A 20,419-nucleotide genomic window follows, 5' to 3' on the forward strand; every position below is an offset into this window, starting at 1 on the left:
GAGGTGGGTCGCTCAACCTTCGCTTCCAGGCGCTGCGGCGCGGCGTCGCCAGCTTCGACCGTCTCTGGGTGCGCTGGCGCGGGCCGTTCGGGCTGGTCTGGAACCAGGTCGTGCTGCCGGTGGAAAGCAAGGTAGCGGTGCTGCCCGACGTCAGCAGTGCCCGCGGCGAGGCGATCACGCTGCTGCAACATGCGGCGCTTGCTGAAGGCCATGCGCAGCGCCGCGCCGGTCAAGGCCGCGAGTTCGACGCGCTCAAGGATTACCAGCCGGGCATGGGCCGGCGGATGATCGACTGGAAGCGCAGCGCCCGCCACGGCAAGCTTTTGGCGCGCGAGTTCCGCATCGAGGAGAACAACAACATCGTGCTGGCCATCGATAGCGGACGCCTGATGTGCGAACCGGTCGACGGTGTGCCGAAGGTGGACCGGGCCGTGACGGCCGCCTTGCTGTCGGCATTCATCGCGCTGAAGGGCGGCGACATGGTCAGCCTGTTCGGCTTCGATGCAAGGCCGCGCGTTTCGAGCGGCGCGGTACGCGGCCCCGCCAGCTTTGCGATGATCCAGAAACGGGCCGCCGAGATCGACTACTCCAGCGAGGAGACCAATTTCACATTGGCACTAACGACGCTGGCGGCGCGGCTCGACCGCCGCTCGCTGGTCATCATCTTCACCGATTTCGTCGATCCGATCAGCGCGGAATTGATGCTGCGCACCGTGGGCCGGCTCACCGAACGGCATCTCGTGCTGTTCATGATGATGAAGGACACCGAACTGGAGGGCCTGGCCGACATGCCGCCACGCTCCGGCGAGGACGTTGCCCGCGCGGTCGTCGCCGGAGGGCTCTTGCGCGAAAGGCAGGTCGTCATCGGCCGGCTGCGCCTGCTCGGGGCGCATGTCATCGAAGCCGACCACAACCGGCTTGGTCCTGCGCTGGTCGAGCGTTATCTGCAGTTCAAGCAGGAGGATTTGCTGTGACGGCGCCGGTAGCGGGCAATGCGGTGCGTGGCGATGCGGTACGCCAGTCGCTGGCCAGCTTCCGCCGCGAGCGCGAGGCCGACTGGAAGGCATTCGAGGCACTGCTGGCGCGTGTCGAGAAGCGTGCGCCGCGGACGCTTTCCGAAGAAGAGCTGCTGTCGCTGCCCCTGCTCTATCGATCGGCGCTGTCTTCTCTTTCGGTGGCGCGCGCGACATCGCTCGACAACGCGCTGGTCGCCTATCTCGAAGCGCTGTCGCTGCGCGGTTATTTCTATCTCTATGGCGCGCGGCGCGGGCTGCGGCAGCGCCTCGCCGATTTCTTCCTGCACGACTGGCCCGGGGCCATTCGCGACCTGTGGCGCGAGACATTGGCATCGGTCGCGTTGATGGTGATCGGCATTGGTGCAGGCGCCTGGCTGGTGGCATCCGACAAGAGCTGGTTCGACGCGATCATCCCGCCCGGCCTGGCAGGAGGCCGCGGCCCCGATACCTCGGCCGAACTGCTGCGCGGCATGCTTTATGATGGCGACAACGGCTTTCTCTCAGGCTTTGCCGCCTATCTGTTCACGCACAACGTCCAGGTCGCAATCCTGGCCTTCGCCCTTGGCTTCGCCTTCGCGGTGCCGACGGTGCTGCTGATGCTGTTCAACGGCTGCATGATCGGGGCGTTGTTCCAAGTCTATTGGTCCAAAGGGCTTGGCATGGAGCTTGGCGGGTGGCTGGCCATCCACGGCACCACCGAATTGTTCGCAATCTCTTTGGCCGGCGCGGCGGGCATGCGCATCGGCACCAGCATCGCCTTTCCCGGCGAATTGACACGCATGGCGGCAGCGGCTCGCGCCGGACGCATCGCCGCGAACGCCATGGTCGGGGTCTCGGTCATGCTGCTGTTTGCCGGGCTGCTCGAGGGCATTGGCAGGCAGACCATCACCAGCGACGTCACGCGCTACGCCATTGGCGGTGGCATGCTGGCGTTCTGGATCGGTTATTTCTATCTGTTCCGGGCGGTGCGGCATGGCGATCGGTAAACGCGCCGCCTTCGCGGCTATACGGCCGCTGATCACGCCCGAAGGCGTCGATCTCCGGATTAGGCTGGCCGACGCCGGCACGCGGGCCTCCGCCTTCCTTCTCGACGTCGTGTTCATCGCCGTGGCTGCAATCGTGATCACGATCGTCGCGCTATTCGGGGTGGGAGGCCTTGGCAGCGAGGGATTTCAGCCGCTCTTCGTCGTCTGGATCATCCTGATCTTCTTTCTGCGCAACGCCTACTTCATCGTCTTCGAAGCGGGCCGGCGCGCGGCCACGCCCGGCAAGCGGATCGTCGGCGTCCGGGTCGCGTCGCGCAGCGGAGACGGCCTGTCGATCGACCAGGTCATTGCCCGCAACCTGATGCGCGAGATCGAGGTGTTCCTGCCGCTCTCGATCATCGCCGGACGCAGCGGGACCGACCTAGCCGACACGCTGACGACGGTGTTCGGACTGGTGTGGACGCTGCTGTTTGCCTTGTTCCCGCTGTTCAATCGCGACCGCATGCGGATCGGCGATCTGTTGGCGGGGACCTGGGTGGTCGAAGCGCCGAAGCGTGCCTTGCTTGAAGATCTGTCGGCCCGGCAGGATCCGGCGGCCGGCGCCTTCCGGTTCAGCCACGCCCAGCTCGACGCCTACGGGATTGCCGAACTCCACAAGCTGGAGGAGGTGCTGCGCCGCGACGACTATTTCGCGTTGCGGACGGTGGCCGAAACGATCGGACGCAAGATCGGCGCGGCACCCCAAGCCCATGACGCACGCGCGTTCCTGACGGCATATTACGGGGACTTGCGGGCGCATCTCGAACGCAAACTCCTGCTGGGCAACCGCAGGGCCGACAAGCACGCGCGGTAACAACGCTCCACGAGACTGTCATGAACACATCTCTATCCGAGCTTGAACTTCAAGAGATGGAAGCCCGAGTTGCCGCGGCCCAGGCCGGCCCGTGGAAATCGTGGGTCGAGGGCCGGGATTTTTCTGGAGGATCGAATTTCATCCAAACCGGCCAAGGACCGGATAGAGGTGAAGACATCGAAATGAATGGCGCGACGATTGCCGACCAGGATTTCATTGCCGCCGCTCGCCAGGACATCCCTCGCCTGATCGCCGAAGTCCGCAGGCTACGTGGATTTGCTAATCGCACGAATTGAATTCGTGGTCGTTTTTCGACAATCCTGCCGCTCTTCTGCCCTACCCCACCCACTTCTCGTAGTCGGACACCAGCAAATGCAGCGGTGCTGTGTCCTCGTCGATGTCCGCGAAGCGGCCGATCGGCTCGCGGAAGACGTTGTCGGTCAGATCGTCGTTGACGGTCGAAACCTCGCCGATCAGCACGTCCTTGCCCTCGGCCCAGAAGGCGTGCCAGACGCCCGGCAGCAAAGTGACGCTCTGGCCTGGGTCGAGCTTCAGCAGTCCACCCGCAGGCAGCCTGTGAATGGTTCCGTCGACAGGTACCGTCACTTCGGCCTTCGGATCGATGCCGCCATCGCGATCATGCATGAACAGCTCCAGCACCAGCTTGCCGCCGCCGCGGTTGATGATGTCTTCGGCCTTGATGTTGTGGCGGTGCATCGGCGACAGCTGATCCTTGCGCGAGATCATGATCTTCTCGGCATAGAGCATGCCCATGCCCTTCTTCATGTCCTCGTAGCGGCCGTTGCGGACGGTGAACAGGAACAGGCCGAGTTCGTCGAACTTGCCCTGGCCATAGTCGGTGATGTCCCAGCCAAGCCGGGAGGAGAAGATCGCCGCCGAATCCTGCCGGTGCGCCTTCATCTCTTCCGGGGTCCAGTAGGCGAAGGGCGGCATGATGTAGCCGAACGAACGGATGAAGGCGTCGGCGTCGCGGATGATATCGTTGATGGCGGAGCGTTTCATAATCGTGGTTCCTTCCCGTCGCTTTTCAGGCGCTAACGCAATAGCCGAACGTCAATCCGGTGTCGATGCAAACTGCTGTCGCTGGCCTCATGACATGCGGTCCGATCAGGGCCATAAGGTCAACCAATTTTCCGATGGTGAGACCATGCGCAGCATAGACGACCTCGATACGCCGGCGATCCTGATCGACGCCGGCCGCGCCGAAGCCAACATCGCGCGGGCGCAGGCCCATGCCGACAGCCATGGGCTGAAGCTCCGGCCGCACATCAAGACCCACAAGCTGCCCTACTGGGCGAAGAAGCAGGTCGCGGCCGGCGCCATCGGCATCACCTGCCAGAAGATCGGCGAGGCCGAAATCATGGCCGATGCCGGACTGACCGACATCTTTCTGCCCTACAATATCCTCGGGCGGGCCAAGCTGGAGCGCCTCAAGGCGCTGCACGGCCGCGTAACCCTGTCGGTGACAACGGACAGCATGGACACGCTGATGGGACTTGCCGCCACCTTTACCGATCCCGGCCACCGCCTGCCGGTGCTGGTCGAATGCGACACCGGCATGGGCCGCTGCGGTGTGCAGTCGGCCGGCGAGGCAGTCGCGCTGGCGAGCGAGATCGGCAAGGTCAGGGGGCTCGTCTTCGGCGGCTTGATGACCTACCCGGGGGCGGGCCGCGCCGCCGCGACCGAGGCGTGGCTCGCCGATGCGCAGCAAGCACTTGCAGCATCCGGCCTTGCCTGCGAGCGCATCTCCAGCGGCGGCACGCCCGACATGTGGCGTTCCGGCGAGCATTCCGTCGTCACCGAATACCGGCCCGGCACCTACATCTATCTCGACCGTTACCAGGTCGCCAAAGGCGTCGGCAGCCTCGACGATTGCGCACTGACGGTACTGTCGACGGTGGTCAGCCGTCCAACGCCGACACGCGCCATCCTCGACGCCGGCAGCAAGGCCCTGTCCAGCGACACGCTGGGGCTCGCCGACTTCGGCGAGCTGCTGGGCATTTCAGGCGCAAGGGTGACCAGCCTCAGCGAAGAACATGGCAACGTCACGCTTTCGGGCGGAGCAGAACTTCGCATCGGCGAGCGCGTGCGCATCGTGCCCGACCATTGCTGCGTCGTCACCAATTTGTTCGACGAAGTGCATCTGATCGAAGGCGACAAGGTGATCGAGACGCTGCCGCTCAAGGCGCGAGGACGGATGGGATGAACCAAGCCGAGCGCATATGGAGGCCTCAGTGTATTGAATTTCCCGGACGCCGGAGGGACAGCACCCCCCTCTGTCCTGCCGGCCATCTCCCCCTCCAGGGGGGAGATTAGCTGCTTCGGCGCCAGCACTTCTCCTTCGGTAGTTTGCGAAAGCCGACGCGACATCCAATCTCCCCCCTGGAGGGGGAGATGGCCGGCAGGCCAGAGGGGGGCGCGAAGGAACTCGACGAAGATCAGCTAGCCTGCCTTGCCGCAACCCGGCGCATCGAAATGACGCGGCGGCGCCGGATCTCGGTGCGCATCGCCATCAGATGCAGCGCAAAGAACAGGACTGTGAAGCCGACGGCCATGACCAGAAGAGGCCACAACAGGCTCGGGTCGATGGTCGGGCCGCCGAGACGGAACACCGAAGCCGGCTGATGCAGCGTGTTCCACCAGTCGACCGAAAATTTGATGATCGGGATGTTGATGAAGCCGACCAGGGTGATGATGGCGGCGGCCCAGGCGGCGCGCCCGGCATCGTCTAGCGCGCGGGTCAGCGCGATGATGCCGAGATACATCAGGAACAGGATGAAGACCGACGTCAGCCGCGCGTCCCACACCCACCAGGTGCCCCACATCGGCTTGCCCCAGATCGAACCGGTGATCAGTGCAAGGGCGGTGAAGACGGCGCCGATCGGCGCCGCCGATTTCAGCGCCACGTCGGCCAGCGGATGGCGCCAGACCAGCGTGCCAAGCGCCGAGACCGCCATCAGCGTGTAGCACATCATGGCAAGCCAGGCGAAAGGCACGTGGATATACATGATGCGCACGGTGATGCCCTGCTGGAAATCCTCAGGCGCCGTGAAGCTCATATAGAGACCGACAGCGAGGATGATGGCGGCGACGCTCGCCAGCCACGGCACGACCTTGTCGGCCAGCCCGACGAACCGCGTCGGGTTGGCAAGGTCCATCCAGCCGGAGAGGCGTGAAGTCGTGTCGCTCATGCGGCCTTACATAGACCGCCGGCGTAGTTGCGGCAACCACAGCGTCTTCCCTTCCCCCCTTGTGGGAGAAGGCAAGGCGCGCTGGCTCAGGCGGCTTCGTTCACCGGACGGCTGAGGCGGCGGACCTCCTCGTCGTTGAGCAGGCCGCCGGCGCGCAGCAGGCTGGCGAAGCGGCCGTTGCGCAGCGACAGTTCGGTGAACCCGCCCATCTCGACCACCCGACCCCTGTCCATGAACACGACCAGATCGGCGTCGCGAACGGTGGTCAGGCGGTGGGCGATGATGAAGGTGGTGCGGCCGCGCCGCAGCTCGTCGATGGCGTCCTTGACGCGGTCTTCCGTCTCGACGTCGAGCGCGCTGGTCGCCTCGTCGAGAACCAGGATGGGCGCGTCCTTCAGTACGGCGCGGGCAATCGCGATGCGCTGGCGCTCGCCACCGGACAGCTGTCCGCCGCGTTCGCCGACGACCGTGTCATAGCCCTCGCACTTCGACAGGATGAAATCCTGCGCGGCGGCGGCATTGGCCGCGGCGTGGACCTCGTCATAGGTCGCCTCCGCACGGCCGACGCGGATGTTGTCCTCGATCGAGCGGTTGAGCAGGCCGGCATCCTGGAACACGGTGGCGATCGAATGGCGCAGCGATTTGCGGGTCACCGTGCGGGTATCGATGCCGTCGATCAGGATACGGCCGCTGGACGGGGTGAAGACGCGTTGCAGAAGGTTGATGAGCGTCGTCTTGCCGGCGCCCGTCGGGCCGACGATGGCGACGGTCTGGCCGGCCTGGACCTCGAACGACGCATCGTCGACGCCCTGCCCGGAGTTGCCGAACTCGAAGCAGACATTCTCGAAACGCACGTGACCGGTGACGTTGACGAGCTCGCGCAGCCCGTCTGGCTCGGCGGCATCGGAAGCGGAGTCCTCGAGATGATAGAATTCCTCGAGCTTGGCGCGTGCCTCGGAAATCTGGTTGGCGAAAGCCGACATCTGGTCGAGCCGGGCAATCAGCAGCGTGGCAAAGCCGGTAAAGGCGATGACGTCGCCGATGCGCAACTGGCCGTGCGTCACCAGATAGGCGCCAATCAACAGGACCACCATCATCGAAATCGTCGACGACAGGCGGTGCAGCGCGTTGGCCATCGCCCACCAGTCGAGCACCGGATTCTGTGCGTCGAGCAGGTTCTTGACGTAGCGCTTCAGCGCCTCGGTCTCATGGCCGATGCGGTTGTAGCTCTGCAGGACGGCGACGTTGCTGACCGAGTCGGTCACATGCGCAAACACCTTGTGGTAATGCCGCTCCACGGCCGCCTGGCCCTCCTTGGTGCGCCGCATCACCAGCCGTCCGATGCCGACATAGAGCGCGCCAAGCGCCAGCAGCACCATCGACATGCGGATATCCATGCTGAGCGCCGTGGGCACCAGCAGAACCAGCGCGACCGCGGTCGACAGATGCTGCCGCATAAATTCCAGCCACAGGCTGAACAAGGTCTCGACGGCGCGCAGGAGCGTGTGCAGGGAATTGGAGGTGCCGCGCTGATGATGCCAGGCAAGCGGCATGGTGATCACGCGCTCGAACGACTGGCAAAGAACCTCGCTGCGCCGCTGGTGGGCAAAGCGATCGGCGCCGCGCGCCACCAGAACGAAGGCGATGATGTTGAACGCGCCGAGGCCGGCCCACATTGCGAGCGTCGCGAATACCGAGCCGCGGTCCGAAATGGCATCGATCACCCGGCCGAACATGATCGGCTCGAGGATGGCGATAATGGCAAGCGCGACATTCGCCCCGCAGATAAACGCAACGCGTTTCCTGTCGGCAGCGAGATAACCGAGCGCTCGCCAGTAGATTTGCAGAAGTGACACTTCAGCTACTCCGCCAATTATTTATGGTGCAGTGCGTCATTTTTTGACTCGTATCGGTTGACGCGTCGCAAAACAATGCTCGTCTACCTCTTCCGTTCCCATTCCGCGAACAAAAGATGACGACGCTTCGAAATTTGCCGTGATCGTCTAACAGTTTGAGATAAAAGGTGAAATGTCAGCGTTGCGGCAAAATCATGGCAGCTGGAAAGCACTGCCACAATTTTAATCAGCAAGACCCCGGGCACGACGTCTAAAGTCGTGTGCAGGCATTCAGCAAGGTCAAACGCAAATATAACCGGTAGAGGCACTTGGAGCGCCCGCGCGTGCCCTGGGGAACCCTGAGCGACGCTCCAAGTCGTTGAATCTAGGTCGGTATTCTAACGACCACCTCGGCATTGTCTCCGGCTTTTGGCTCGAAGGACGAAGATCTGGTCTTCGTGCCATTCACTTCAAGTGAGATGGCCCGGGCCTTTTTGTCGCGGACGACGCGTACCTTGATCTCGGCGCCCAGCATCTTCAGGGTTGCCGAATAGCCGTCCCAATGGCTGGGAAGTCGCGGCGTGAATTGGATGCGCTGTCCGCGGCGCTCTATGCCGAGAATGCTCTCGACCGCAGCGCGATAAAGCCAGCCCGCCGACCCGGTATACCAGGTCCAGCCGCCTCGGCCGCCCTTGTCTTGCCCGGAATAAACATCGGCCGCGACGACGTAAGGTTCCACGCGGTAGCGCTCTGCCGCGGCTTCATCGAGCGCATGGTTGACCGGATTGAGCATCGAAAGGCAACGGTAGGCATCGTCGGTGCGACCCATCTCGGCGAGCGCAATGACGAACCATGTCGCCGCATGCGTGTACTGGCCGCCGTTTTCACGGACCCCCGGCGGATAGCTCTTGATGTAGCCCGGGTCCTTTTCCGTCTTCGAGAAGGGCGGGGTGAACAGTTTGACGATCTTGAGCTCGTCGTCGACGAGCGCTTTCATCGCCTGCCCCATTGCCGTCGTCGACCGCGCCGGGTCGCCCTCGCCCGAAAGCACGCTCCAGGACTGGGCAATCGAGTCGATCTTGCACTCGTCCGATTTGCGCGAGCCGAGCGGCGTGCCGTCGTCGAAGCTGCCGCGCCTATACCACTCGCCATCCCAGGCAGTGCTTTCCAGCGCCCGCTTCAGCACCTCGGCGTGCTTCGTCCAGGCTTGCACGCGCTTGGCATCGCGCTCCGCCTTGGCGACAGCGGCAAAGTCGCCCAGCGTCTTCAGCAGGAACCAGCCCAGCCATACGCTCTCGCCCTTGCCGTGCTCGCCGACGCGGTTCATGCCGTCGTTCCAGTCGCCGCCGAGGATCAGCGGCAGCCCGGCCGGGCTGCTGCGCTTGACGGCTAGATCGAGCGCCCGCGCGCAATGGTCATAGAGCGAGGCTGTCTTCTTCGAGATTTCCGGGATGAAGAAAGCATCGTGCTCGCCTTCGCCCAGCGGCTGCCCTTCGATGAACGGCAGTTGCTCCTTCAGGATCGCGGTGTCGCCTGTCACCAGCAGGTAGCGGGCCGTGGCGTGGGCCAGCCAGACCACGTCGTCCGAGATCATGGTGCGGACGCCGGCCTCGGTGCGCGGCAGCCACCAATGCTGCACGTCGCCTTCGGGGAATTGCCGCCGCGCCGCGTTGAGGATCTGATCGCGCGCCAGCCTGGGGTCATGCGCCAGCAAGGCCAAGGTGTCCTGCAACTGATCGCGGAAGCCGAAGGCACCGCTCGCCTGATAGAACGCAGAGCGGGCTCGGATGCGGCAGGCCAGGCTCTGATAGGGCAGCCAGTGATTGACCATGGCGTCGAGTGCCTTGTCCGGCGTCTCGACCTGGATTGTGTCGAGAAAGCCGCGCCATGTGCGCTCGTTGTCGGCTAGGCGCTGATCGAAATCCCTGGAGCGATGGGTCTGCACCAGCGCGCTGGCCTCCGCGGGCGAGGCCGCGTCGCCGAGCAGCCAGAGCAGCGTGACGTCGCCACCGGCAGCGATTTCGATATCGCGTGCGATGGCCGCGCAGGGGTCGTCGCCGGCCTCGACACGGCCCGACAGGCCGGCGCCGCTCAGCACGGCATGCGGAAGCTCGCTGGTGCCTTGCCTGCCGATGAACTCGCCGCGGTCGGCCGTGACCGAATGCACCGCACCGTCGGCGGCCAGAAAGGCGATCCGCTCGCCGAAATCGAGCCCATAAGGATTTTGCGCCAGCAAAGCGCCGGTCGCGGCATCCCTCGACGGAACGATGCTTGCAGCGGTGCGCGAGCGATGGCCGCCAAGAACCCATTCCGCATAGGCATAGACGCGTAGCCGCATCGGCACCGAACCCGAATTCTGGATGCGCAGCCGCGATATCTTCACCGGATCGACGGGATCGACGACATGGGTCAGGTCCATCGACAGCGGCCCGCGTTTTGAGCGGAACGTCGAAAAACCTTGCCCGTGCCAGGTTTCGTAGGTCATTGTCGGGTCACGCACCACGGCAGCCATTGGCGAGAACGCCCTGCCGCTGGCCTGATCGTAGATATAGATGCCCTCGCCCGGGCGGTTGGTGACCGGATCGTTCGACCATGGCGTCAGTTGATAGTCGCGGCTGTTGCGGCTCCAGGTGAAGGCAGCGCCTTCAGCCGATATGTGGAACCCGAACGATGGGTTGGAGATCACGTTGATCCACGGCTGCGGCGTCGTGCGCCGGCCGGCAAGACGCACGACGTAGTGGCGTCCGTCGCTATCGAAGCCGCCGAAACCGTTCCATTGGTCGAGCCCGCTGCCGTCGACGCGTCCCTCGATCAGTGCCTGGGCGGCAGATGCGTGCGACGTCGGCACTGGCAAGGACGGCTCGCGAAGGGCTGCAAGGTCTGCCGGCTGGAGGGCGGCGTCTCGCGCCTGCAATGCCGCGGCCTCGGCGCGCTCGATCTGGTCGAAGATGGTGCCGTTGCGCGTATGCAGCACCACCCGAGCGACGGCGAGCAAGGTCCTGTAGGTCGTTTCCTCCATCAGATCGCGGCGCACCGCGAAGATGTGCTGGCGGGGTCCGAGCTCCTTGCCGCGCAACCGGCTGTTTTCGCACAGCGTCTCCACCGCGCGCTGCAGGTCCTGCACGTAGGATGACGCCTGCTCGTTGACGACGACAAAATCGATCATCATGCCGCGGGCACGCATGTATTCCTGGAAGCGAAGCGCCTGGGCGACGATCTCCAGATCGGCGACATCGGCGATCCTGACCAGGAAAATCGGAAAATCGCCGGATATGCTGGTCGGCCATAGGCTGGACTGCCTGCCGAGCCCGGAGACGATGGATTCGCCCGGAAGGCGCAGGAACGGATCGGGATAGATCAGATAGCGCGCCAGCTTCTGCACATTAGCGGCGTCGGACAGGCTGAGGCCAAGGTGTCGGGTCTGCACCTGCGAGCGCGTCCAGGCGAGCATCGCCTGGCGGGCGAAGCTTTCGGGATGGTCGAGCCGTGCGATGGCGGCATCCAATTCGGCGCGATGGGTACCGACTACGGTCCAGAAGGTCAGCGAAATCTTCTTGTTGGCCGGCACGCGCACCTGCCGGCGAAGCGATGCGATCGGATCCAGGGTGAAGCCGGAATGGCCGCCAAGCTTGGCGCCGGGATCAAAGGCAGCCGCCTCGGTGATGGTGCGGCCGCGGCCGATGAAGGCGCGCCTGTCGGTTTCGGCCTCGGCGTCGCGCGCCGATCCAGACGGGTCGGTGACGAAATGCACCATGGTGACGTCGGGTTCGTCCTTTTCGCGCTTGCGCCTGGTGGCGAAGATCGCCCCATTGTTCGGCGCGATCTCGGTTTCCACGAACATCTTCGAAAAGGCAGGATGGGCATTATCCGAGGGCTCGGAGCCCAGCACCAGTTCGGCAAACGAGGTTACTTCGATATGCCGGTCGGCGGGGCCATCATTGTGGAGCGTCACCCGTCGGCCCTCACCATTGCCTTCCGAGATGACGATGCACTCGACTTCCGAACGCAGCGATCCGATCGATTTGACGAAGCTCGCCTTGTCGTCGGAAAACAGCGTCTGCGCACGCTCGCCGGCGGCGCGCTTCGGCTCGGCGGTGGCCGACCACCAATCGCCGTTGCTGGCGTCGCGCAGGAAAATATAGGAACCAAGGCGGTCCTCGGTCGGATCCGGCTGCCAGCGCGTGACGGCAAGTTCGCCCAAGCGGCTGTAGCCGGACCCGGTGGCGGTGACCATGACCGAGTAGCGGCCATTGGACATGACACTGGTCGAGCGCAGCGCCCTGAGCGGATCGAGCACGATGCGCGTATCCGGGCTTTCCAGTTCGGTCTCGTCCTTCGAGCGCTCGTCGGCCTCGGTCCTGACGGTCGCGGTCGGGATGTCGCGCGGCGCCCTTTCCTGCAGCAGCAATTCGGCCGACTCGATCACCGGATCGCTGTGGAAGCGGTCGCGCAGGCGCCCTTCGAAGATCGCATCGGCAACTGCGGCAATCGACATGCCGGAGTGGTGGGCCATGTAGTTGAGCACGACGGCGTGGTCGGTGCCTTCGGGGACGCGCTGCGGCGTGAAATCGACCGCGTCGTAGAAACCGTGCCGGCCAAGTGCGCCCAGCCGCCTCAGCCTGGCCAGGTTCTGCACGGATTCATGCGGCGTGAACTGCGCTGCCAGCACGGTCGCGTAAGGCGCGATCACCGTGTTTTGGCCAAGGCCGCGCTTCAGGCCGAGCCCGGGCACGCCGAAATTGGTGTACTGATAGGTCAGTTCACGGTCGCGGGCGTTGTAGGCCGCTTCCGAAATCCCCCAGGGAACGTTCTTCGAACGGCCATACTGGATCTGGCGCTTGATGATGAGCTTGCTGGTCTGGTTGAGAATGCTGCCTTGCGGCTCCTTCATCACCAACGGCGGCATCAGATATTCGAACATCGAGCCGGACCAGGACATCAAAGCGCCCTGGAAGCCGATCTCGACGATCGGCCGGCCGAGCCGGAACCAGTGCTCGGTCGGCAAATCGCCCTTGGCGATGGCGAACAGGCTGGTCAGCCGCGCCTCGGAGGCCAAAAGGTCGTAGCAGCTTTCGTCGAGCTGATGCTCCTCGACCCGGTAACCGATCGACAGGAGCTTGCGTTCGGGCCGCATCAGGAACGAGAAATCCATCTCGAAGGCGAAACGGCGCGTGCGCTCGCGCAAGGTCAGAAGCTTGGCCCGCAATGCCGCGACGGCGTTTTCGTCGCTGTGCGCGTCGTGCACATGCGCCTCGCAGGTGGCTTCGAGCCTGGCCGCCCAATCGGCGATGGTGTCGCTCTGGGTCGATGCGGCTTCGGTGTGGATGGCTGTCGCGAGCTTGCGTATCTCGCCGGCCAGGACGGCCAGGTTGATGGTGCGGATCGACGCCATCTCCGGCTGCGCCTTGATCAATTCGACCGCCCTACGCATGCCGTCGAGACGGTCGGCGAGCCGCTGGCGCAAGGGCCGCAATTGACGCCGGTCGTCGGGCAGTTCCTCAAGGCTTTCGTCGAGGATAGTGACGGTGTCGAGGATGCCTTCGAAGTCGCCCTGCACATGCACCGACGGCGCTTCGGCCCATTCGGCGCAGGCAGCGGCCACGGCCACCAGATGGCCGGCGAGATTGCCGCTGTCGACGGCAGAAATGTAAAGCGGATAGAGCGGCTTCAGGGTCGTCGTGTCATACCAGTTGAAGAGATGGCCGCGGTCGCGCGGCATGCTCTCGATGGTCGACATGGTCGCGTCGATGCGGTTGACGGCGTCGGAGAGGCTGATCCAGCCGAAATCGCGCGCCGAAATCACCGACAGCAGGTAGACGCCGATATTGGTCGGCGAGGTGCGCGGCGCCACAACGGGGGCCGGGCTTTCCTGGAAATTATCCGGCGGCAGATGGTGATGCTCGGCCGTCACGAAGGTCTCGAAATAGTGCCATGTACGCCGCGCCACGGTGCGCAGCGCGTGGATGTCGGCGGCCGATATGCGCAGGCGGTCCTCGGTTTCGGCCGAACGGCTGATCCAGCAGGCGATCGCGGGCGAGCCGATCCAGAACAAGGCAAAGAAGAAGGCGACGAAGGCGCCGGTGGAATCGGCCAGCACCGGCACCGCGAGGCCGACGACGCCGATGATCACCGCGCCGTACATAATGCTGTAGTAGGAGCCGAGATCGTTGTCGCCGCCCTTGTGCGCCTGCGAGGCGGTGCGCCATTCGAGCAGGTTCTGGCGGCTGACGAACAGCCGATAGAGCGTGCGGATGATCGCGTCGCCCATCATCCAGGCAAGGTGCGCCATCAGCACGATCTTCAGCGCCACCAGGGCGGTACCGAAGGCAACGTCGCGTGCCAGTGCCGAGAAATGGCCGCGCGGCGTCTGGTCGCCGCTCTTCGGCAGGATGGCGTTGACGATGTCGAAGGTAGGCGCCATGAACAGCGTGAGGATCAGCAGCGCCTGCCATTGCGCGGCCTGCGTGAAGGGCAGCAGCGTCCAGCCGGCGATCGCGGCCATCACCCAGAAGATCGGCGTCACCGAGCGGCGCAGATTGTCCACCATCTTCCAGCGCGACAGCGCCGGCACGCTTGAGCGCGGGCCGAGGATGAAGCCCAGAAGCTGCCAGTCGCCGCGTGCCCAGCGATGATGGCGCGACGCATCGACCGAATAGCGGGTCGGATAGTCCTCGACCAGTTCGACGTCGGTGACCAAGGCCGAGCGCGCCAGCGCGCCTTCGAGCAGATCATGGCTGAGGATGGTGTTTTCTTCGATGCGGCCCTTCAGTGCCGCCTCGAAGGCGTCGACATGGTAGAGACCCTTGCCGGTGAAGGAACCGTCGCCGAAGATGTCCTGGTAGAGGTCCGACACGGCAAAGACGTACGGATCGAGCCCGCGATTGGCGGAAAAGACACGCTGAAAGAACGACGCCTCGTCGCCACTGGTCAGCGACGCGGTGATGCGCGGCTGCAGGATGGAATAGCCTGCGATGACCTCGCGCCGTGCGACGTCGAAATGCGGACGGTTGAGCGGGTGGCAAAGCTTGCCGGCCAGCGCAGCGACGGCGTCGCGGGTGGTGCGGGTGTCGGCGTCCAGCGTCATGACGTGGACGACGCTCTCCGGCAATGGCACTTCCAACGGCAGGAAGGTGGTGTCGCTGTCGCCGCGCAGCAGAAGGTTCAATTCGTGCAGCTTGCCGCGCTTGCGCTCCCAGCCCATCCAGACGCCTTGCGACGCGTTGTAGAGCCGGCGCCGATGCAGCAGATAAAAGCGCGGCGCGCCTTCCGAGGGATAGCGGGCGTTCAGCCTGGCGATTTCGGCACGGGCGAATTCGAGGATTTCGACATCCGCCGTATCGATCTCGGTCTTCGAGTCCGGCCAGTCGGAAAGCAGCGCGAAATAGACCTCACCCGCCGTGTTGGCGAGGTGATGCACCTCGATGTTGCGGATGTTCTCCTCGACATCGTCGCGCGAGCCGATCAGCGACGGCACCACCACCAGCGTGCGCGCCTCGGCCGGCACACCGTGCCTGAAATCATAGCCGATGAGACGCGTCGGCTTCAAAAACAGCGAGACGACGGTGTTGAAGAATGCGAGCGCGCCTTCGCTGGCCGGCACCGCGAACAGGGCCAGCATCAGGACGATCGACGGCACCGACAGGCCGAGATTGGCGAGCGCATTGCCGGAAACGACCAGAAGCAGGACCGTCAGCGCAAACACCGGCACGACGATGCCCAGCCATCCGGTCTTGCGGAATGTCCGGCTGATCGTCTTGCCGATGGTCGGCCGGTAGCCGATCGACCGCTCGAGCTCCATCCGGCGCGGGCCGACGAGAAAGAAGCCGACGTCGGTGTGAGCGATCGGACCGGTTTCGGAGCCCGGTGCATCGGCAGCATGGCCGGCGAGTTCGATCGCCCTTTCGGCAACGCGAAATTCGGAGAGATCGGAACGGCGTGCCAGCTCCTCGATCGCAGTCCGGTATTGGTCGCGCGAAAAGAAATCGAGCGCGGCGAAATCGGTGCGTTCGCGCAGCAAGGTGTCGATGCGGCTGACGCCCTCGAACCACACCGTCCAGTCGATGTCGTTGATCAGGCGCAGGCCGCGGATAATGTTGCCGGTGGTCACGTTGCCGCTGGACAGCGTGTGGTGCTCGCTGAGGATGATCTCCTCGGCGTCGGAGCCGGTCCTTTCCAGCTCGCCTTCCAGCCATTCCAGCGCCCTGCCGGCATTTTGCGAGCCGTCACGCAGCCGGTAGAGCAACTGGGTGGCGAAGGTGGTGTCCTGCGCATGGGCGCTGTAGTGGGAAAGTATCGCCTGCCGGTCGGCGCTGTCGTCCGTCGCCAGCACACGGTCGGCGACCTCGTTGGCGATCTGGCGCAGTTCCCGCGTGCGATTGACGCGGACCGCGATGCGGCGAAGGTTCTCGATCAGGACGAAGCGCAGCAGCGACGGCAGCGCCCATAATTCGCCGATCTTCAGCGGCTCGACGGACTGGAAGCCTTCGACGATCGCCTTGAACATGGCCGACGAGACGGAACTGTCGGAATGCGCGACATAGGTCCATGCGACCGCCAGCGCGCGCGGCACGCTGGATCCATCCGACAGTTTCAACGTCGGCAACTGGCGGTAGAAGCGTCGCGGCAGGTCGCGCTTGACCTGAAAAATGGTCTCCTCGACCAGGTAATTGTTGTCGAGCAGCCACTGCGCCGCGGGCGTGATCGTTTCGCCCCTCGCCTGGGCAGCGTTGGTGGAACGGTAGACATCGAGAATCTTCCTGGCGCTGTCGCGGATGCGCGCCTGAAAATCGAAAGGCGTCAGACCGAACAAATCCTTGGCATCGCCATTGGCAAGGGCTGCGCCCAACGCTCGCAGCCGATCTTCCGGCAGGAAATGGGAGCGTATCGGCTCGTCGGTGACAGCCGGGAAGCTGGCGCTCGTCTTTTCGATTTGTGCGAGATTGGTCTGGATATTCATCTAAGGTTCCGTGTTGGGGACGCAGTGCGGCGTCACCGCCACGGCAATGTCCCTAAAACCGGTCCAAATGCAATTGGTTGCATCGCAACACTTGGCCGAATGTTTGTTTCCGCACCACGACAAGGTGTCGTCTTTCGACAACGTCCAGGCGAGCGCTCCGAGCATCGTTTCGGCCTCTGATCGGCGGAAGATTCAGGCTTTTTCGTGATGCAGGGACCAGCTTACGCGATATTTGGCCGGCATCGCGATCATGTTTGGAAACAGGCGTTAATCGTTGCCGGCAATGCGGTCGATGCGGATCACGAACAGCATCGCCGGCCGGACGGGATCCAGGTGCAGTTCAGGTGCTTGCGGCCCGAGCAACAGCGCATCGAGCGGCCTAAGTTGCATGGGCGCTGCGCCGGCCACCCCGAGCTCGCCGTAGACGCACAGGATGAGCGTTGCGTCGGCTTTGGCCCGGATTTCCGTCGGAGCCGAAATCAGCAGGCGCTCGACCGCGTGGGCCGCCCGGGCGCGGCGGGTCATGACGTTGAGGTCGGTGATGGGACCGGCGATCAGCGTGGCTTGCATCGGCACGTCGGCTGGAAAGGCAAGCGGTGCGGAAGCCTTGGTGATTTCGACCGGCAGCCGGCCGGCGATGTCGAGGACCATGCCCGCGCCTTCCAGCAAGGCCAAAGTCCGGTCGACGCCGGGAAACCCGGAAAACGGGCCGCCGCCCTCGACCAGCGCCATCGAGACGCGCCAGTCGAAATCGTCGAGCCCGGCACCTGGCGGCGAGACGGCAATCTCCGTCGTCACCCCGCCGCCGTTCTTCCACGGCATCGACCGGTATTCCGAGGCCCGAAGAATGCGCAAGGTACGGCTCAGGCCAAAATGCCGGGCAGGTTGAGCTGGTTCTCCCTGGCGCACTCGATCGCGATGTCGTAGCCGGCATCGGCATGGCGCATGACGCCCGTCGCCGGGTCGTTCCACAAAACCCGCTCCAGGCGCTTCGCCGCCTCGGGCGTACCGTCGGCGACGATGACCATGCCGGCATGCTGGGAAAAGCCCATGCCGACGCCGCCGCCATGGTGCAATGATACCCAGGTGGCGCCGGACGCGGTGTTGAGCAGGGCGTTGAGCAGCGGCCAGTCGGAGACTGCATCCGAGCCGTCCTTCATCGCTTCCGTCTCGCGGTTCGGCGAGGCGACCGAGCCGGAGTCGAGATGGTCGCGGCCGATGACGACCGGTGCCTTCAGTTCGCCCCTGGCGACCATCTCGTTGAAGGCGAGGCCGAGCCGGTGGCGGTCGCCAAGCCCAACCCAGCAGATGCGCGCCGGCAGGCCCTGGAACGCGATACGCTCACGCGCCATGTCGAGCCAATTGTGCAGATGGGTGTTACCAGGGGTCAGCTCGCGCACCTTGGCGTCGGTCTTGTAGATATCCTCGGGATCGCCGGAAAGTGCTGCCCAGCGGAACGGGCCGATGCCGCGGCAAAACAGCGGACGGATATAGGCCGGCACGAAACCCGGAAAGGCAAAGGCATTCTCGAACCCCTCCTCCTTTGCCACCTGGCGGATGTTGTTGCCGTAATCGAGCGTCGGCACGCCGGCGTTCCAGAACGCCACCATCGCCTCGACATGCTCGCGCATTGACGCGCGGGCAGCCTTTTCGACCGCCTTCGGGTCGCTGGTGCGCTTCTCGCGCCACTCGGCCAGCGACCAGCCCTTGGGCAGATAGCCGTTGAGCGGGTCATGCGCCGAGGTCTGGTCGGTGACGATGTCCGGGCGCACGCCGCGCCGCACCAGTTCCGGCACGATGTCGGCGGTGTTGCCGACCAGGCCGACCGATTTCGCCTCACCGGCTTTGGTCCAGCGCTCGATCTTCTCGAGAGCCTCATCGAGCGTGTCGGCGCGCTCGTCGACATAGCGGGTGCGCAGCCGGAAATCGATGCGGTCGGGATCGCATTCGACGGCCAGGCAGCAGGCTCCGGCCATCACCGCGGCCAGTGGCTGGGCACCGCCCATGCCGCCGAGGCCGCCGGTCAGTATCCATTTGCCCCTGAGATTGCCGCCATAGTGCTGGCGGCCGGCCTCGACGAAGGTCTCGTAGGTGCCCTGCACGATGCCTTGCGTGCCGATGTAGATCCATGAGCCGGCCGTCATCTGGCCGTACATCATCAGGCCCTTTCTATCGAGCTCGTTGAACTTCTCCCATGTCGCCCAGTGCGGCACGAGGTTCGAATTGGCGATCAGCACACGCGGCGCATCGGCATGGGTGCGGAACACGCCGACCGGCTTGCCGGATTGCACCAGCAGCGTCTCGTCATCGCCGAGTGTCTTCAGCGAGGCAACGATGCGATCGAAATCGTTCCAGGTGCGCGCCGCCCGGCCGATACCGCCATAGACAACCAGTTCGTTGGGATTTTCGGCGACGTCCGGGTCGAGATTGTTCATCAGCATGCGCAACGGCGCTTCCGTCAGCCAGGTGCGGGCGTTGAGCTCGCTGCCGCGCGGGCTGCGCACTTCACGGATGTTGTGGCGAGGATCGGTCATGATTGTCCCTTTCGAATGAGGTGCGCCGCGCGTCAGCGTTCGGCCCAGACGATCGCGGTTTCCAGGATCTTCTTCAGCGTGACGCGGATCGGCGCCGCGAATTCGGCATCGTAAGGCACCGGCCAGTTATCCGGTTCGCCCTTGCCTTCCGGCTCGCGCAGATAGCCACGGTTGGAGAGCTCCATCTGCAACGCGTGGACGCCGGCTTGCGGCTGGCCGAAATGGCGCGTGATCCAGCCACCCTTGAAGCGGCCGTTGACGACGTAGCTCTCGCCGGTTTCGGCGAGACTCTGCGTGACTTTCTCCTGCAGCGTGGGATCGGCGCTCTTGCCGTCATTGGTGCCGAGATTGAAGACCGGCAATTTGCCTTCGAAAAGGCGCGGCAGCACCGAACGGATCGAATGGCAGTCATAGACGACGATCTTTCCATGCAAAGCGCGCAGCCTGTCGATCTCGGCCTGCAGAGCGGCATGATAGGGTACGAAGAACTTTTCGCGGCGTTCGTCGATCTCCGACGGTCCCGGCTCTTCACCCTTGCGGTAGAGCGGATCGCCGTCAAAGGTCTCTGTCGGGCAGAGCCCAGTCATCGTCTGGCCGGGATAGAGCGAAACGCCCGACGGATCGCGGTTGACGTCGATGACGGTGCGCGAAATCGCCGTATGCACGACCGTCGCGCCAAGGCTCTCGGCAAAGTCATAAAGCTTGTCGATCCACCAGTCGGCGTCACGGCGGCCGAGCCAGGTCGAGATTAGCCGGCTGTCGAGGCCGGCGAGGTCGATGCCGGTATGCGGGATCGAGACCAGCAGGGGTGCTGTGCCTTGGGTGACGGTGAGCCAGGAGGGTGAGGTCATCGGAAGTCTCCGCGCGACAGAACGCGACCTTGCAATTGTCCGTGAACACCGACCTCGGTTTTTGCCGGCTGCGACGTATTTTGTTCTTGCTTTGTGCCGGCAGCTATGCTACTAATTTGGGTATGGTGCTGATTTGGCTCGACGACCCGCCCTCGAGGCGGGTTTTTTGTTTCTGG

General features: G+C 64.3%; 13 protein-coding genes. 5 read left to right on the forward strand and 8 right to left on the reverse strand.

Translation table 11 applies throughout. The features are described 5' to 3' along the window. The 4 genes from E5W70_RS20385 to E5W70_RS20400 all read left to right on the forward strand — a co-directional run. Window positions 1-974: DUF58 domain-containing protein (locus tag E5W70_RS20385; protein WP_292661492.1), on the forward strand; the 974-nt coding region annotated here is incomplete at its 5' end. Further along, on the forward strand, window positions 971-2,002 hold the full coding sequence (locus E5W70_RS20390) for a stage II sporulation protein M (protein ID WP_292661495.1): 1,032 nt from the start codon (window positions 971-973) through the stop codon (window positions 2,000-2,002). The genes E5W70_RS20385 and E5W70_RS20390, both read left to right, overlap by 4 nt. After that, the gene (locus tag E5W70_RS20395; RefSeq protein WP_292661527.1) at window positions 1,935-2,855 is read left to right on the forward strand and encodes an RDD family protein; all 921 of its coding nucleotides are present in this window, start codon (window positions 1,935-1,937) and stop codon (window positions 2,853-2,855) included. Before E5W70_RS20390 ends, E5W70_RS20395 begins: the two co-directional genes overlap by 68 nt. A 20-nt stretch (window positions 2,856-2,875) precedes the next feature. After that, on the forward strand, window positions 2,876-3,151 hold the full coding sequence (locus E5W70_RS20400) for a hypothetical protein (RefSeq protein WP_292661497.1): 276 nt from the start codon (window positions 2,876-2,878) through the stop codon (window positions 3,149-3,151). A 40-nt stretch (window positions 3,152-3,191) separates the two neighbouring features. On the opposite strand, the gene E5W70_RS20405 is transcribed toward E5W70_RS20400, so the two are convergent. After that, the gene (locus tag E5W70_RS20405) at window positions 3,192-3,878 is read right to left on the reverse strand and encodes a D-lyxose/D-mannose family sugar isomerase (RefSeq protein ID WP_292661500.1); all 687 of its coding nucleotides are present in this window, start codon (window positions 3,876-3,878) and stop codon (window positions 3,192-3,194) included. A gap of 145 nt (window positions 3,879-4,023) precedes the next feature. Between E5W70_RS20405 and E5W70_RS20410 the strand changes: the two genes are divergently transcribed. After that, entirely contained in the window at window positions 4,024-5,082 is a 1,059-nt protein-coding gene (locus E5W70_RS20410) for a D-TA family PLP-dependent enzyme (protein ID WP_292661502.1), read from the forward strand. A gap of 232 nt (window positions 5,083-5,314) precedes the next feature. Here E5W70_RS20410 and E5W70_RS20415 read toward each other — a convergent pair whose 3' ends face one another. From E5W70_RS20415 to E5W70_RS20445, 7 genes are all read right to left on the reverse strand, one after another. Then, window positions 5,315-6,067 (reverse strand): heme ABC transporter permease, encoded by a 753-nt coding sequence (locus tag E5W70_RS20415; RefSeq protein WP_292661505.1) that lies wholly within the window; start codon window positions 6,065-6,067, stop codon window positions 5,315-5,317. A gap of 86 nt (window positions 6,068-6,153) precedes the next feature. Further along, complete coding sequence (locus E5W70_RS20420; protein WP_292661508.1) at window positions 6,154-7,923, reverse strand: glucan ABC transporter ATP-binding protein/ permease; 1,770 nt, start codon at window positions 7,921-7,923, stop codon at window positions 6,154-6,156. Window positions 7,924-8,287: 364 nt separating this feature from the next. Beyond that, a complete protein-coding gene (locus tag E5W70_RS20425; protein WP_292661511.1) occupies window positions 8,288-16,858 on the reverse strand; it encodes a glucoamylase family protein in 8,571 nt (2,856 codons plus the stop codon). A gap of 267 nt (window positions 16,859-17,125) precedes the next feature. Beyond that, window positions 17,126-17,713: a HutD family protein gene (locus tag E5W70_RS20430; protein WP_292661515.1), complete on the reverse strand. Its 588-nt coding sequence runs from the start codon at window positions 17,711-17,713 to the stop codon at window positions 17,126-17,128. Between the two features lie 8 nt (window positions 17,714-17,721). Next, window positions 17,722-19,392 (reverse strand): urocanate hydratase, encoded by a 1,671-nt coding sequence (hutU, locus tag E5W70_RS20435; protein ID WP_292661517.1) that lies wholly within the window; start codon window positions 19,390-19,392, stop codon window positions 17,722-17,724. Window positions 19,393-19,424: 32 nt separating this feature from the next. Then, entirely contained in the window at window positions 19,425-20,243 is an 819-nt protein-coding gene (hutG, locus tag E5W70_RS20440; protein ID WP_292661521.1) for an N-formylglutamate deformylase, read from the reverse strand. Further along, window positions 20,240-20,419, reverse strand: a 180-nt coding sequence (locus E5W70_RS20445) for a hypothetical protein (protein WP_292661524.1), incomplete at its 5' end; no start/stop codon positions are given. The genes hutG and E5W70_RS20445, both read right to left, overlap by 4 nt.

The organism is Mesorhizobium sp. (assembly GCF_005063415.1).
GTDB lineage: Bacteria > Pseudomonadota > Alphaproteobacteria > Rhizobiales > Rhizobiaceae > Mesorhizobium.